Source organism: Caldalkalibacillus salinus (assembly GCF_016745835.1).
In the GTDB taxonomy this organism is placed as follows: domain Bacteria; phylum Bacillota; class Bacilli; order Caldalkalibacillales; family JCM-10596; genus Caldalkalibacillus_A; species Caldalkalibacillus_A salinus.
This window is the reverse complement of record NZ_JAERVL010000001.1, coordinates 155,374-169,119: the sequence shown is the minus strand read 5'-3', so window position 1 is coordinate 169,119 and position 13,746 is coordinate 155,374. Positions and strand designations below refer to the sequence as shown.

General features: G+C 44.1%; 13 protein-coding genes and 1 other annotated feature (1 of these 14 only partly in view). Of the genes, 1 reads left to right on the top strand and 12 read right to left on the bottom strand.

Annotated elements, in window-relative coordinates; translation table 11 throughout:
• Positions 1-98: a binding site (T-box leader), on the bottom strand; it reaches 96 nt to the left of the window's first position.
• 67 nt (positions 99-165) lie between these two features.
• The 4 genes from JKM87_RS00770 to JKM87_RS00755 form a co-directional block, all read right to left on the bottom strand.
• Positions 166-1,287 carry a M20/M25/M40 family metallo-hydrolase gene (locus tag JKM87_RS00770; RefSeq protein ID WP_202076784.1) on the bottom strand — a complete coding sequence of 374 codons (1,122 nt, stop codon included), beginning with the start codon at positions 1,285-1,287 and terminating at the stop codon, positions 166-168.
• A gap of 196 nt (positions 1,288-1,483) precedes the next feature.
• Entirely contained in the window at positions 1,484-3,025 is a 1,542-nt protein-coding gene (locus tag JKM87_RS00765) for an acyl-CoA carboxylase subunit beta (protein ID WP_202077982.1), read from the bottom strand.
• 10 nt (positions 3,026-3,035) lie between these two features.
• Positions 3,036-3,929: a methylmalonyl-CoA epimerase gene (mce, locus tag JKM87_RS00760; protein WP_202076782.1), complete on the bottom strand. Its 894-nt coding sequence runs from the start codon at positions 3,927-3,929 to the stop codon at positions 3,036-3,038.
• A gap of 68 nt (positions 3,930-3,997) precedes the next feature.
• Positions 3,998-5,656: an acyl-CoA mutase large subunit family protein gene (locus JKM87_RS00755; RefSeq protein ID WP_202076780.1), complete on the bottom strand. Its 1,659-nt coding sequence runs from the start codon at positions 5,654-5,656 to the stop codon at positions 3,998-4,000.
• 113 nt (positions 5,657-5,769) lie between these two features.
• On the opposite strand from JKM87_RS00755, the gene prli42 reads away from it, so the two are divergent.
• Positions 5,770-5,865 (top strand): stressosome-associated protein Prli42, encoded by a 96-nt coding sequence (gene prli42, locus JKM87_RS18000; RefSeq protein WP_202076778.1) that lies wholly within the window; start codon positions 5,770-5,772, stop codon positions 5,863-5,865.
• 114 nt (positions 5,866-5,979) lie between these two features.
• On the opposite strand, the gene JKM87_RS00745 is transcribed toward prli42, so the two are convergent.
• The 8 genes from JKM87_RS00745 to JKM87_RS00710 all read right to left on the bottom strand — a co-directional run bounded on the left by JKM87_RS00745 (position 5,980) and on the right by JKM87_RS00710 (position 13,731).
• Positions 5,980-6,639, bottom strand: a complete 660-nt coding sequence (locus tag JKM87_RS00745) for an MOSC domain-containing protein (RefSeq protein ID WP_202076769.1) — start codon at positions 6,637-6,639, stop codon at positions 5,980-5,982.
• Between the two features lie 119 nt (positions 6,640-6,758).
• Positions 6,759-7,334, bottom strand: a complete 576-nt coding sequence (locus JKM87_RS00740) for a GNAT family N-acetyltransferase (RefSeq protein ID WP_202076767.1) — start codon at positions 7,332-7,334, stop codon at positions 6,759-6,761.
• Positions 7,335-7,357: 23 nt separating this feature from the next.
• Positions 7,358-7,720 carry a hypothetical protein gene (locus JKM87_RS00735; protein WP_202076765.1) on the bottom strand — a complete coding sequence of 121 codons (363 nt, stop codon included), beginning with the start codon at positions 7,718-7,720 and terminating at the stop codon, positions 7,358-7,360.
• Between the two features lie 312 nt (positions 7,721-8,032).
• Positions 8,033-8,731 carry a C40 family peptidase gene (locus JKM87_RS00730; RefSeq protein ID WP_236838537.1) on the bottom strand — a complete coding sequence of 233 codons (699 nt, stop codon included), beginning with the start codon at positions 8,729-8,731 and terminating at the stop codon, positions 8,033-8,035.
• Positions 8,732-9,122: 391 nt separating this feature from the next.
• Positions 9,123-9,860 carry a lipoyl(octanoyl) transferase LipB gene (gene lipB / locus JKM87_RS00725; RefSeq protein ID WP_202076762.1) on the bottom strand — a complete coding sequence of 246 codons (738 nt, stop codon included), beginning with the start codon at positions 9,858-9,860 and terminating at the stop codon, positions 9,123-9,125.
• Between the two features lie 405 nt (positions 9,861-10,265).
• The gene (locus tag JKM87_RS00720; RefSeq protein ID WP_202076761.1) at positions 10,266-11,624 is read right to left on the bottom strand and encodes a dihydrolipoamide acetyltransferase family protein; all 1,359 of its coding nucleotides are present in this window, start codon (positions 11,622-11,624) and stop codon (positions 10,266-10,268) included.
• A gap of 46 nt (positions 11,625-11,670) precedes the next feature.
• A complete protein-coding gene (locus tag JKM87_RS00715) occupies positions 11,671-12,654 on the bottom strand; it encodes an alpha-ketoacid dehydrogenase subunit beta (RefSeq protein WP_202076760.1) in 984 nt (327 codons plus the stop codon).
• A gap of 84 nt (positions 12,655-12,738) precedes the next feature.
• Complete coding sequence (locus JKM87_RS00710) at positions 12,739-13,731, bottom strand: thiamine pyrophosphate-dependent dehydrogenase E1 component subunit alpha (RefSeq protein ID WP_202076759.1); 993 nt, start codon at positions 13,729-13,731, stop codon at positions 12,739-12,741.
• Positions 13,732-13,746 lie beyond the last annotated feature (15 nt).

Here is a 13,746-nt window from a genome sequence, read left to right as displayed (position 1 = left end):
AGAAGCCCAGGTTCGGTATAGTTCGCAATCTGACTCGCACCTACCGTCAGCTCTCTGTATTGCTCCGTATACTTACTTATCTTCATCATTGCGTGCGCTATGTTGTTGTATCTAAAAGGTATATTACCTAAAAATGTTAGTGAATGCAAGTCTGAACAAGCAAGATCATCCTTTGATTGGTTGTTGGGTGATTGCAACGAAGAGTTCGGCCGCTTTGTTAAGTTCTTCTATGGGCATGCGTTCATTTTTGGTGTGAATGTTTTCGTAGCCGATGGCTAGGTTAACGGTTGGAATGCCGTGTCCAGCGATGACGTTAGCGTCAGATCCACCACCACTTGACAGGAGCTTGGCTTCTCTACCAATTTGAGCGACCGCTTGCTGAGCCACCTTAACCACATCATGATCTTGGTCATACTTATATCCCGGATACATGACGTTCACATCGACATCAGCGGTCGTATTAAATTCCTCAGCCGTTGATTCAAAAGCTTCTTTCATCGCTTGTACTTGTTGCTCCATCTTGTTTTGTTCCAAACTTCTCGCTTCAGCATAAATGTCTACCCGGTCACAGACCACATTCGTGGCACCGCCACCTTCGAACCGTCCTATATTAGCGGTTGTTTCATGATCGATACGTCCTAATGGCATGCGAGATATGGCTTTACTTGCGACCTGAATAGCGCTTATGCCGTCTTCAGGGTTGACGCCTGCATGGGCTGACTTACCATTCATCGTCGCTTTCAGTTTAGCTTGGGTAGGAGCGGCTACAATAATATGACCCACGGGTCCGTTACTATCAAAAGCAAAACCGAAATCGGCCTTAATGTATGCTGGATCTAACGCTTTAGCCCCAACTAATCCGGATTCCTCACCCACTGTGATGACAAGTTGAATATCACCATGGTTAAGATTATTTTCTTTGATGACTTTAATCCCTTCTAGCATGGCTGCAAGACCTGCTTTATCATCGCTTCCTAGGATCGTCGTCCCGTCAGAGTACACGTAACCGTCATCTTTGACCTCTGGTTTGACACCCTTACCGGGTGCAACGGTATCCATATGTGAAGTAAAATAAATCTTTGCCGCATTTTCTGTTCCTTTTAGTGTCGCAATCAGGTTACCGGCTCCATGGCCTGTTTGTTCTTTGGTATCATCTTCAATGACGTCTAAGCCGAGTCGTTCGAGCTTCTCTTTAAGTACCTGACATATGGCTGCTTCCTCTTTTGTTTCGCTGTCGATTTGCACGAGCTCTAAAAATTCTTGTAGTAATCTTTCTTCGTTGATCATGTCTTTCCTCCGTTCTCAATGTTACTTGTATCATTTTGATGAGCGTATCGTTGACTTGTCAATGCTACGTTAACGCTTTGAATGGCAATGGTCATGTTACAAGATTAAATTTATTTTATCGTACCATACTTCTAGCTCACAACGCACTTGTTTGACACCGAATTGATATAAAAATTGGACGTCGGTTGTGATTGATTTATAATGGGATATTGCCATGTTTTTTGGGTGGTCTACTCTCTTTCTTTGTTTTTAACATGTCTAAGCTTTCGATCAGTTTTCTTCTCGTTTCACGCGGATCAATGACATCGTCTACCATCCCATTTGCGGCTGCCACATACGGATTAGCAAAACGTTCACGGTATTCCTTGATTTTGTTTTGTCTCATTTCATCTGGATCGGCGCTGTTAGCGATCTCTTTGGCAAAGATGATATTCGCTGCACCTTCTGGTCCCATAACAGCAATCTCAGCGTTGGGCCAAGCATAAACAATATCCGCCCCAATCGCTTTACTATTTAAAGCCACATAGGCACCACCATACGCTTTCCTGGTGATGACAGTAATTTTAGGGACAGTGGCCTCTGAATAGGCGTAAATAATTTTAGCCCCATGCCGGATGATGCCACCGTGCTCTTGGTTGACACCAGGAAAGAAACCAGTGACATCTTCAAACGTAATGAATGGGATATTAAAGCTGTCGCAGAAACGAATAAAACGCGCCAGTTTATCTGAAGAGTTAATATCTAATCCGCCTGCCATTACTTTTGGTTGATTGGCTGCAATACCCACCGTCTCTCCGTTGATACGTCCAAAACCGACCACAATATTCTTGGCGAAGTTCGCATGTACTTCCATAAAATCTTGATCATCTACAACGGTATGTATGAGATTACGGACGTCATAGACTTTTGTCCCCTCAACGGGTACGATTTCGGCTAAATCTTCAATCCAGTCTGGCTGATCGGAGCCTGCCTGCACAGGCACTTTTTCTTCGTTATTTTGAGGTATAAATGTGATCAGTCTTCTGACATGCTCAAGGACATCAGGTTCAGACCCAGCCGTAAAGTGTGCATTTCCACTCGTTGTGCCATGAACATTCGCGCCTCCGAGCTGTTCAGAGGACAGTTTTTCTCCTGTGACGGACTCGATGACCTTTGGTCCTGTAATAAACATCTGACTCGTCTGCTCCACCATAAACACAAAATCTGTTATGGCCGGAGAATATACGGCCCCACCCGCACATGGGCCCATAATGACGGAAATTTGGGGTATAACACCGGAGTAGATGGCGTTACGGTAAAAAATATGTCCATAACCATCTAAGGAGACAACGCCTTCTTGAATTCTTGCACCGCCGGAGTCGTTTAGTCCGATCATGGGTGCACCATTTTTAGCGGCTAAGTCCATAATATTAGCAATTTTTTGGGCATGCATTTCTCCTAGTGCGCCTCCAAACACGGTAAAATCCTGAGCGAAGACGTAAACGAGACGTCCGTGGATTTTTCCGTATCCCGTCACAACCCCTTCACCGGGGGCTTCTTTGTCTTCCATGCCAAAGTGATTCCCGCGATGCTCAGTATGAGCATAAAGTTCAACAAAAGAATCTCGGTCAAGGAGTAAGTCGATTCTCTCCCTTGCTGTTAATTTCCCTTTTTCGTGCTGAGCTTGAATCCTCTTATCCCCACCTCCAAGCTCTATTTTTTGCTTTTTTTCATACATTTCATCAATTTTTTTGTGCATTTGTAGGTTTTCACTTGTCTTCAGATATTGACTCATTACGCTGACGCTCCTTTACTTCTCTATCATTATCGTCAAAATGACCTTCGCTTTGTGAATGAGGTTGAGTCAGTTCATATAACACACCACCAGACGCCTTAGGATGAATAAAGGCAATCTCTGATTGTTCAGCACCTTTTTTTGGACCATCATGGATGAGTCTAACGCCTTTATCCTTGAGGTGCTGTAATCGTGAGCGTATGTCGTCTACATCTAATGCGATGTGATGGATACCAGGCCCCTTCCGTTGTATGAATGTCGCAATGGGGCCTTCTGGAGTGGTGGATTCTAGGAGTTCAATCTTACTCTCGCCAATCTTTAAAAATGCGACTTTAACCTGTTCTTCTTCGACTGTTTCAATTCCCTCAAGCTGTAAACCTAATTGCTGGTAAAAGGGAAGGGCTTCCTCTAGGGACTCAACTGCAATACCGATATGGGATATTTTTCGTGGTGGGTCAAGTTGTTGTTCACCTTGTCTCTCTGCTAGCGCAAATCGTATGAAGTCAGCGGTATCCTTTGTCGCTGTACCTGGCGTGAATATCTTGGCGACCCCTTTTTCTTCTAAGTAGGGTATGTCCTCCGCAGGAATAACGCCGCCACCTACAACGATAATATCCGAGGCCCCTTGGTCTTTAAGTAAACGTGTGACCTCGGGAAACAGTTCGTTATGGGCACCGGATAAACATGATAAGCCAATACAATCGACATCTTCTTGAATGGCACTCGCAACAATCTGCTCTGGTGATTGCCGAAGCCCGGAATATATGACTTCCATCCCTTCATCTCTTAAAGCCTGGGCAATCACAAGCGCGCCACGATCATGTCCATCTAACCCCGGTTTGGCAACAAGTACACGTATATTTCTCATCGATCTCTCCCCTTCTCAAGCATGTTGCTTAAATCTGAACCGTTGCTCAGTTTGTCATTAAAAATAAATCAAACCCCTTGGTACTCCCCAAATTCAGCTCTAAGGACGTTACAGATTTCTCCGATGGTGGCATAAGCTTTGACTGCCTCTAAAATATAGGGCATCAGGTTGTCTTGGGTCTGGGCCACCCGCTTAAGTTTTTCCAGCGTCTCATCCACACGTTGATTGTCCCGATCTTGTCGCAGTTGTTGTAGTTTGGCCTTTTGTTTGTCACCTAGTGTTGGATCTACCCTCATAAGCTCGGGTTGAGGTTCATCCTCTACTGCAAATTTATTCATCCCCACGACGATCTCTTTCTCACTTTCGATACTCTTCTGCATGTCATACGCGGCTTGATGAATCTCACGTTGCATGTACCCTTGCTCAACGGCTGCAACTGCCCCACCTCGTTCTTCAATCTTGTCTAGATATTTTTGTACTTCGGCTTGTATCTGATCGGTAAGCTGTTCAACAAAATATGAACCTCCAAGCGGATCGACTGTATCGGCTACACCACTTTCATGAGCGAGGATCTGCTGCGTTCTTAGTGCAATTCTAGCGGATTGTTCTGTAGGTAAGGCCAATGCCTCATCTCGCGCATTGGTGTGTAAACTTTGCGTCCCACCTAAAATGGCACTTAAAGCTTGAATGGTCACCCTTACGATATTGTTATCCGGTTGCTGTGCTGTCAGTGTCGATCCGCCCGTTTGCGTGTGAAATCTCAATTGCAACGACTTTTCTTTTTTGGCCCCGTACTTATGTTTCATGATATGCGCCCATATTCTTCGAGCTGCACGGAATTTGGCGATCTCTTCAAAAAACTGATTATGGGCGTTAAAGAAAAAGGCCAGCCGCGGTGCAAATCGATCAATATCTAACCCTGCTTCTAGGGCTGCATCAACGTAAGCCATACCGTTGGCAATCGTGAATGCTAATTCTTGTACAGCTGTTGAACCGGCTTCTCGAATGTGATATCCACTGATACTAATCGTGTTCCATTTAGGGACGTGCTCCGCACAATAAGCGAAAATATCTGTGATTAGTCTCATAGAGGGTTGAGGCGGAAAAATATATGTCCCCCGAGCAATATACTCTTTTAGAATATCGTTTTGAATCGTACCCGATAGCGCCGTCGATTGGACCCCTTGCTTCTCGGCAACAGCGATATACATCGCTAATAATACGCTTGCGGGGGCATTAATGGTCATAGATGTACTGACTTTATTTAACGGTATTTCAAATAAAAGCGCTTCCATATCTGCCAATGAATCGATAGCGACACCGACCTTACCTACTTCCCCACGTGCCATCGCATCATCAGAGTCGTAGCCTATCTGCGTAGGAAGGTCAAAAGCCACACTTAAGCCAGTTTGCCCTTGCTCCAAAAGATACTTAAAGCGCTTATTGGTTTCTTCCGCAGAACCAAACCCTGCATACTGACGCATTGTCCAGTGTCTTGCACGATACATCGTCGGCTGGATGCCTCTGGTGTAAGGAAACTGTCCAGGGAAGCCCTGAGATTCAATATAACGGTCGTCTCTATCGTCGGGTAAATAAACGCGATCGATATGGAGACCGGAAGATGTGGTAAACTGTTCCTTTCTTTCAGGGTACTTCTTAATTAACTCCTCTGTTTTTTGTTTCCATTCTTCGAACAATTCGGCAAATTCAAGATCCTCCTTATTCATCCTATCCACTCCTTCAATAACAGTTGGATTTAAGAACCGGTTGAAACATACTTATACTTTAAGTATGATAGAATTTAGAGAAATAGACAAGGCTTTAAAAGGAGGTAAGACCTGTGCTACCTAAAAAATTAGTCAAAACTGTTGTATATATTATCATCGGCTCTCTGGTACTTTCTAGCTTAGTGATGGGAGCAGGTTTCTTCTTATAAGCAACTCATGATAAACAGTCCTACATTTGTAGGGCTTTTTAGTTTTATACTGTTCTTACTTTTCATTTTTTACTTTACTTACTTTTTGAGCTACAAATGTCTAGATGGCGATCGTTACGATGGCGATAGGCGCTTTAATTTTTTCAATAATCGACGTTGCCAATTCTCTGCCAGCCCTTCGGTTTGCGCTACTTTGGCTATAAACTGAGTATCACTAGACGTGAACATGGCCTCATTTGCCATACGAACAGTACAGCGTTCTTCACCTTGGTCTATTAGTTTCCAGTGGTCTTCAGTAGAAATATACCCTTCTTGTAGTACACGAACATAGTATCCGCTGTAACCTGTATCATGGACCATCGTGACCAACGACTCTTTATGCCATTTGTTTGCTAATTTGTAACAAGGCTGCCTCGGTTGACTTACTTGTATAACGGCTTCCCCAAATTGATAAGTATCCCCTATGTACACGTCCGCTTCTACACGGCCATTTATAGTGACATTTTCTCCAAATGCACCGTGTGCAAGAGAGTGCCCTAAAACAGTCTCCCAGTATGAATAGTGTTCGACTGGGTAGATACACAGAGCTTTATCTTTGCCCCCGTGATTCTTTAAGTCTGCTTGAGCATCCCCTTCTACGTTATGAGTCGAAAGATATCTCCTGTCTTCAATCCTTGCCTTATTGATACTCGTTAAGTAACGGCTGCCATTAACCTCCACTTCCTTAGGTTGCCCAGCATGTAATGCCTCAATGTTGTAACGCGTTGTATGCATGACATTGTCACCTCATTTACACGACTTTTCTTTTTAGTACGGCTAGCTGACTGATAGGATATTCAAAATTTATATCGACTTTCCTTCTCCGGCCCTTTTGTCCATAGCTATAACCTTCACTATGAGGACGGATGTTTATCGGAACGAGGTACAAAACGCCCCATCGTGACCAGGTCTATATACTCTGATTTCATCTTCACCTGTTCCTTGCGTATGCCCTCTATGACAAAGCCATGCTTCTCGTATAATTGAATGGCCTCCTTATTTGTTGAGAAAACCTCTAAGCAGATCTTCTCTAGTGTCGGTTGTTCCTCCGCCCAGGCAAGAAAGAGTGCCAGTAGTTGTGAACCGACTCCTCTCCCCCTCCATTCCTTATGAACACACATCCCTATAGTCCCTAGATGACGCAGTCTCGTCTTCTGTCCTAATGTGAAATCTAGTGAACCGATAATTTCGGACCCCTTTTCAACAATGAGGATGATGTCACTCGAAGGGTAATTGGCCTGTTGTACCCATTGTCTTGCTTTCTCTTCCGTTAGCGAGAACTCCTCGTATGTGGTAAGTAAATACTTTTCTTCTAGCATGACGCTACGAAACAAATCTATTAAGGCCCTGACGTCAGTGGGTTGTGCTCGACGAATTTTCACTTGGGTGTTATCGCTTAACCGCAAGACATACGGAAACGATAGGCTCATAATCTCATACTCCTTCCGTTTCACTACTGATTGATTCTTAATCGTGCATACCGGGTCTCATTCCCATTATCTGTAATATGTAAAAAACCTTCTTCAAATCGAATATCTATTAAAGTTCCGTCACTTATTTCTTCTGGTTCCGTAAAAACTTCAATTTGATCTTCGTTTACAAATGAATAATGAGCCTTAAACTCTTGTTGATTTTCAATCACAATGACGGTGCCATCCTCTTTAAACTCCACAGAGTGAGGGTGCTGATCATCGATCGCCTCCCACTTGCCTACAAGCTGATCACCCGACGTTTCGTGTTCTGTAGGCTGACAGGCACTGAGCACGACCAATATTAATAATGAAACAAGGAATACATAACGATAATCGCCTTTCATATGTTTGCCTCCTAATCTGTATTCAACGACGACGCCTACCTATTCTTACTATACATTTATAACATAATGACAATAAATGAGGTAGGTCTCCTTATATATATCGGCTAAATTCTCGGTTTTTTGCAATCTGCTTCAATCTACCATTCTACAGGTCTACTCTTCATAAATAAAAAAGCTACCCTTAACCGTCAAAAATTGAAAGTAAGGGTAGCGTATTATTCTTTATCTACGCTGAGTTTATATGATCAAGACCAGTCTAGCACTCTTTTGATTACTCTAACACTCTCTTAATTTATTCTAACACTCTTTTAATTAGTCTAGCACTCTTTTCGCTTTAACAGCCGATTTCACCCAAAATCCGCTAAAGTTATCGACCTGAACACCACCACGTGGAAGAGCGTGTATAATCTTTCCACCACCGGCGTAAATAGCGACATGATCAATCGCACCGTCTGAACGGTTACCTGTACGGAAAAAGATGAGGTCACCTTTTTGTAAGTCGGAACGAGACGTGATCGTGGTCCCTACTTTGGATTGTTGACGAGAATTTCTCGGTAAGTCAACGCCATGTTTGCCAAAAGCGTACTGCGTAAATGAGGAGCAATCAAAATGACTCGTTTGTCCTGAGCGCGCCCCAAAGCGATAAGGTGTACCCTTTTGCTTGGCTGCAGTGTTAAGAATGTCGTCAGCTAAGTCACTATCACTACCAGAAGAAGAACTGTCAGTATCACCACTGACTTCTTTTAGATATTTTGTTGATAGGTATCCCGTTTTACCGTATGCACGAGCTTTGACCCATTTACTGTTCACAATCTCTAGTACCTCCACTCGTTTACCTGAAGGGACTACACCAATGACGTTACTATCTAAAGATGGTCCAGATCTACCATTCAGTGCCGCTGTCGTCTCAGCATATCTCACATCCGAAGACGCTTCGGCCACATCCCCAATACCTGGTGCCATCATACTCCCTAACGCTAAGACACATCCTGCTGTTGCTGTGACTATCATTTTTTTCAAGTTACATGACCTCCTGTTGGTTTTTATTTAATGCATTTTCCAAAAAAATATTAATTAGCTATGATGCTTTCCCCTAATGACCCATATGTATAAAATTGCTCACACCGCAATAAAATTAGTGCTTAAGGTCATTAAAACAGAAGGCCTAAGCAACATCAACGCTTAATATTTTCCTATTTTACTAGATATTTTCCTATTTTTGGCTCAGAATGTGTTTCAGCCAGCCGCTCTTATTTATGATTTTTTCAGATTTATAAAAAGCAAAAGAGCCTCTCTCTGTGACAGAAAGGCTCCTCATTGTTCCTGTGTTGTATCCTCACTTGTTTTTGTGCTGTGTTCTCACTTGTCCCAACTGTAGGCACTAGAACCAGAGTAACGCCCGCTAGTCTACGGAAATGGTACCAACATGCTGCAAATTGAACACCTCTAAAAATTGTTTCTGATATTCTTCTTGCACAGCAGACATAGACACATGATGACCTAAAAGCTTTTGCATTGAGGTCACACCAAACTCACGTATGCCACAAGGCACAATATAGTTGAACATGTCTAGATTTGTATTGACGTTCAATGCAAAACCATGACTGGTAATAAAGGATTTCGAGTGGCGGCCACGATTAAACTTAACGCCAATGGCAGCTACTTTTTCATCCTGAACCCAGACTCCCGTATATTCCTCTTTACGCCCCGCTTCAATGCCATAAGTGGCTAGTGTACGTATCATCGTTTCTTCTAATTGACGTAAATACAAATGGGCATCATTGCCGTACCGATCAAGTAGAATGAGTGGATAACCAACCAGTTGACCCGGCCCGTGGTAAGTAATATCTCCACCACGATCAATATCCACGAGATCGATCCCTTCTGCATCACACTTTTCCCTGGAAATTAACAAATGTTCGAGATGTGAACCTCTACCGAGTGTATAGACATGCTCGTGTTCAAGTAATAATAGCGCCGGGCCTTTTAATTTTTGATCAATCTCTTGTACCCATTGCTTTTGTTCCTCCCACATCGGCGTGTATGCCTGTCTATGAGTATATATGTAGGTTTTAATTTGATTGCCTTCCCAAGCTGAGTGTTTTTCATTTTTATTTCGTGTCGTGTCTCTTTGGCTCATGACGTTCACTCCAATCTCTTATATAACTCTACGCATATGACTTACGTCTTGTCAAACGTAGTACCTGAACAGAAGAAACGATAAATGTAGGAAATATAGGAAAAGAGTTCTACGTCGAATGTGTTGGGTTAAGAAGCGCAAGCTCCGCACTCCCATGATGCTGAAAAATAGGCTTTTAACTCGTTTTAATGCGATGCTGGGTACGTGCTTACGGCCGCTCTTAGTCAGGCCTTCTTTTTATTGAAACCATGAGGGAAAGAAGGGCTTCATAAAGGCGGTAGGTAAACCCTCCAGCACATCCCTTCATCCCACATGTCTGATTTCATATAGCAGTTTCATAGGTGTATTGTAAAGCCGAAAAAGGACAGGTGCATACCTGCCCTTAACAGCATTTTTTAGTAGGGATCAGTACAAACTAGTGCCCTCTCCCATGTTTTCTAATTTCTGTTTGACCCGTTGTAGGAAACGCCCACAAATTAATCCGTCTAATATGCGGTGATCAAGAGACATACATAAGTTAACCATGTCTCTTGTACCAATCATGCCATCGACGACCACCGGACGTTTGACAATAGACTCGACACTGAGGATAGCCGCTTGCGGATAGTTAATAATAGGCATGGATTGTACAGACCCGAATGATCCTGTGTTGTTTACCGTGAATGTTCCACCCTGCATATCCTCAGAGCTGAGCTTACCTTCTCTCGTTTTACGAGCGAGATCATCAATCTCTCTGGCAATACCTTTAATACTCTTCTCATCCGCATGTCGAATCACGGGCACGAACAATGCATCTTCCGTAGCCACAGCAATGGAGATATTAATGTCCTTTTTCTGAATAATTTTATCCCCTGCCCATTGAGAGTTGATCATAGGGAACTCTTTCAGTGCTTCTACTGTCGCTTTTATAAAGAAGGGGAGGAAGGTTAGATTAATGCCTTCTTTTTGCTTGAATGATTGTTTCATTTGCTCTCTATACGACACAAGATGCGTCACATCCACCTCTACCATTGTCCAGGCGTGCGGTGCTTCGTGTTTACTTTGCAGCATTTTCCCTGCGATCGCTTTGCGTACGCCAGAGACAGGAATGTCTACATCTCCCTCTGCGCTCATGACTTCAGGGGAACGTTGAGTCGTTGCAGCTTTGTGGCCTTCAGGTTGACCGCTATGGTTTGCTGTTACAGACGCCGTTTGGTCTTGAGCGGGGTTCTCTTGTGTCCCCCCTGAAGTCTGAGGTATGTGACCAGACTCAATCAGTTGCAACAGATCCTTTCTTGTGATGCGGCCACCTTTTCCACTCCCCTGTACCTGAGTTAAATCAATGCCGTGTTCTTGCGCCAGGTGAACAACAGCAGGTGAGTAGCGCTGTTTCTTTCCTACAGATTTATCCGCTTGTGAGCGATGAGCATCCGCTTCTTTGTGCGCTTCTTGCTGGTTAGTCAACGGCTTTTCCTGCTGTTCTGCGCTTGAGGCTTGGGTATTATCCGCTGACGCTTCGTCTGTTGACGTGTCTGTAGGCTCTTCTCCTTCTACTTGCATATAGCAGATGAGACCGCCTACTTCAATGGTTTCATCTTCATCCGCTACAATTTCCGTTATGGTACCTGCATAGGATGAAGGTACTTCTGCATTTACTTTGTCCGTCATGACCTCGCATAACGGATCGTATTTCTTCACTGTATCTCCCACTTGAACGAGCCACTTACTGATGGTACCTTCAGTGACACTTTCACCAAGTTGGGGCATTGTCACTTTCGTTGCCATAGTCACCCTCCTCACGTATACTTCTTTTTTTTAGGTTGTGGTTTTATTAGAATTCAGCTAACGTTCTGATCGCTTGCGTTACTTTATCAGGATTAGGCATAAAGTATTTTTCCATAGGCGGGGAGTAAGGCATCGCCGGCACATCAGGTCCTGCTAACCTTTGAATGGGTGCATCCAACTCAAAAAGCGCATGCTCTGCTATAATGGCAGACACTTCACCCAATACGCCACCTTCCTTGTTATCTTCATTGATTAAGAGGACTTTTCCTGTCTTGGAAACCGCTTCAATGATGGATTCTTTGTCTAAAGGATAGAGCGTGCGCAGATCAAGAATATGTGTACTAATCCCTTCCTTTTCAAGCTGTTCTGCAGCTTGTAGTGCAAAGTGCAGTGTTAGCCCGTATGAGATGACGGTGACATCCGTCCCTTCCCGCTTCACTTCCGCTTTTCCAATCGGTAACGTGTAATCTTCTTCCGGTACTTCCCCCTTAATCAGACGATAGCAACGTTTGTGCTCGAAGAATAGAATCGGATCTTCAGAGCGAATCGCCGCTTTTAATAGCCCTTTTACATCGTAGGGGGTTGAAGGCGCCACGATTTTAAGACCCGGTGTGCTATTAAACATAGCCTCCACACTTTGAGAATGGTACAACGCACCGTGTACCCCTCCACCGTAAGGCGCACGCACCACAATAGGGCACGTCCAGTCATTATTAGATCTGTACCGTATTTTAGCCGCTTCACTTACAATTTGATTGACGGCCGGCATAATAAAATCGGCGAATTGCATCTCAGCTACGGGTCTCATACCGTACATAGCGGCCCCTATGGCCACACCAGCAATCGCTGATTCCGCAAGTGGCGTATCTATCACGCGCGCCTCGCCAAATTGATCGTATAGACCTTCAGTGGCTCTGAAAACGCCCCCTCTCTTACCGACATCTTCCCCTAAAACAAAGACTTTTTCATCCCTTGCCATTTCTTCCTGTAACGCTTGTGTTACAGCATTAATGTATGAAATTACTGCCATTGCTTTTCTCCTCCGTCTTCTAAAATTGACGTCACAAGGCCTTCAATCATTACATGAGCCTTCATCATGTCTGACTTCCCACTCTTACTCCGCATAGACATGCTTTAGTGTGCTCTCTGGATCTGGGTATGGTGCATTTTCAGCGTATTCCGTCGCCTCATCCACTTCCTCAGCAATCTCTTCATCAATGGCCTTGATTTGCTCCTCGGTAAGAACGCCCGCCTCTAGCAGGTACGTTCTGAATTTATTAATCGCATCGAGTTTCTTCGCTTCTTGTACTTCTTCCTGATCTCGATATGTTCTATCATCATCGTCACTAGAATGAGGAGTTAGACGATACGTTATCGCCTCAATCAAGGTAGGTCCTTCACCATTTCGCCCACGGTCTGCTGCCTCTTTGACCGCTTGGTAGACTTCTAATGGGTCATTCCCATCTACTTGAATACCAGGCATACCGTAGCCTTGACCTCTGTCAGCGACACTCTCACAGGCCAGTTGTTTACTGACAGGGACAGAGATGGCATATTTGTTGTTTTCACAGAAGAATATAACCGGTAGCTTATGTACACCAGCAAAATTCGCAGCCTCATGAAAATCCCCTTGGTTACTTGAACCTTCCCCAAAGGAGGCAAACGTGACAATACCCTTGTTTTCCATGCGACCTGCTAGTGCTACGCCTACAGCATGTGGTACTTGAGTTGTCACAGGAGATGAACCTGTCAGTATACGGTATTTCTTAGAACCAAAGTGACCTGGCATTTGTCGCCCACCACTGTTGGGGTCCTCTTTCTTGGCAAAACCTGATAGCATTAGTTCCTTGGCCGTCATCCCGAAAGCGAGGACAACCCCCATGTCACGATAGTAAGGGGCGGCATAGTCTTTTTCTCGATTCATAGCGAATGCAGCACCGACTTGTGCCCCTTCTTGTCCCTGACATGAGATGACAAACGGCACTTTTCCGGCACGGTTTAGCAACCACATTCTTTCGTCAATCTTACGTGCAAGTAACATCGTGCGATACATCTCAGTCACATCTTCATGACTTAGCCCCAAAGCTTCATGTCTATTTTCAGACATTGATGTAATCCCTCC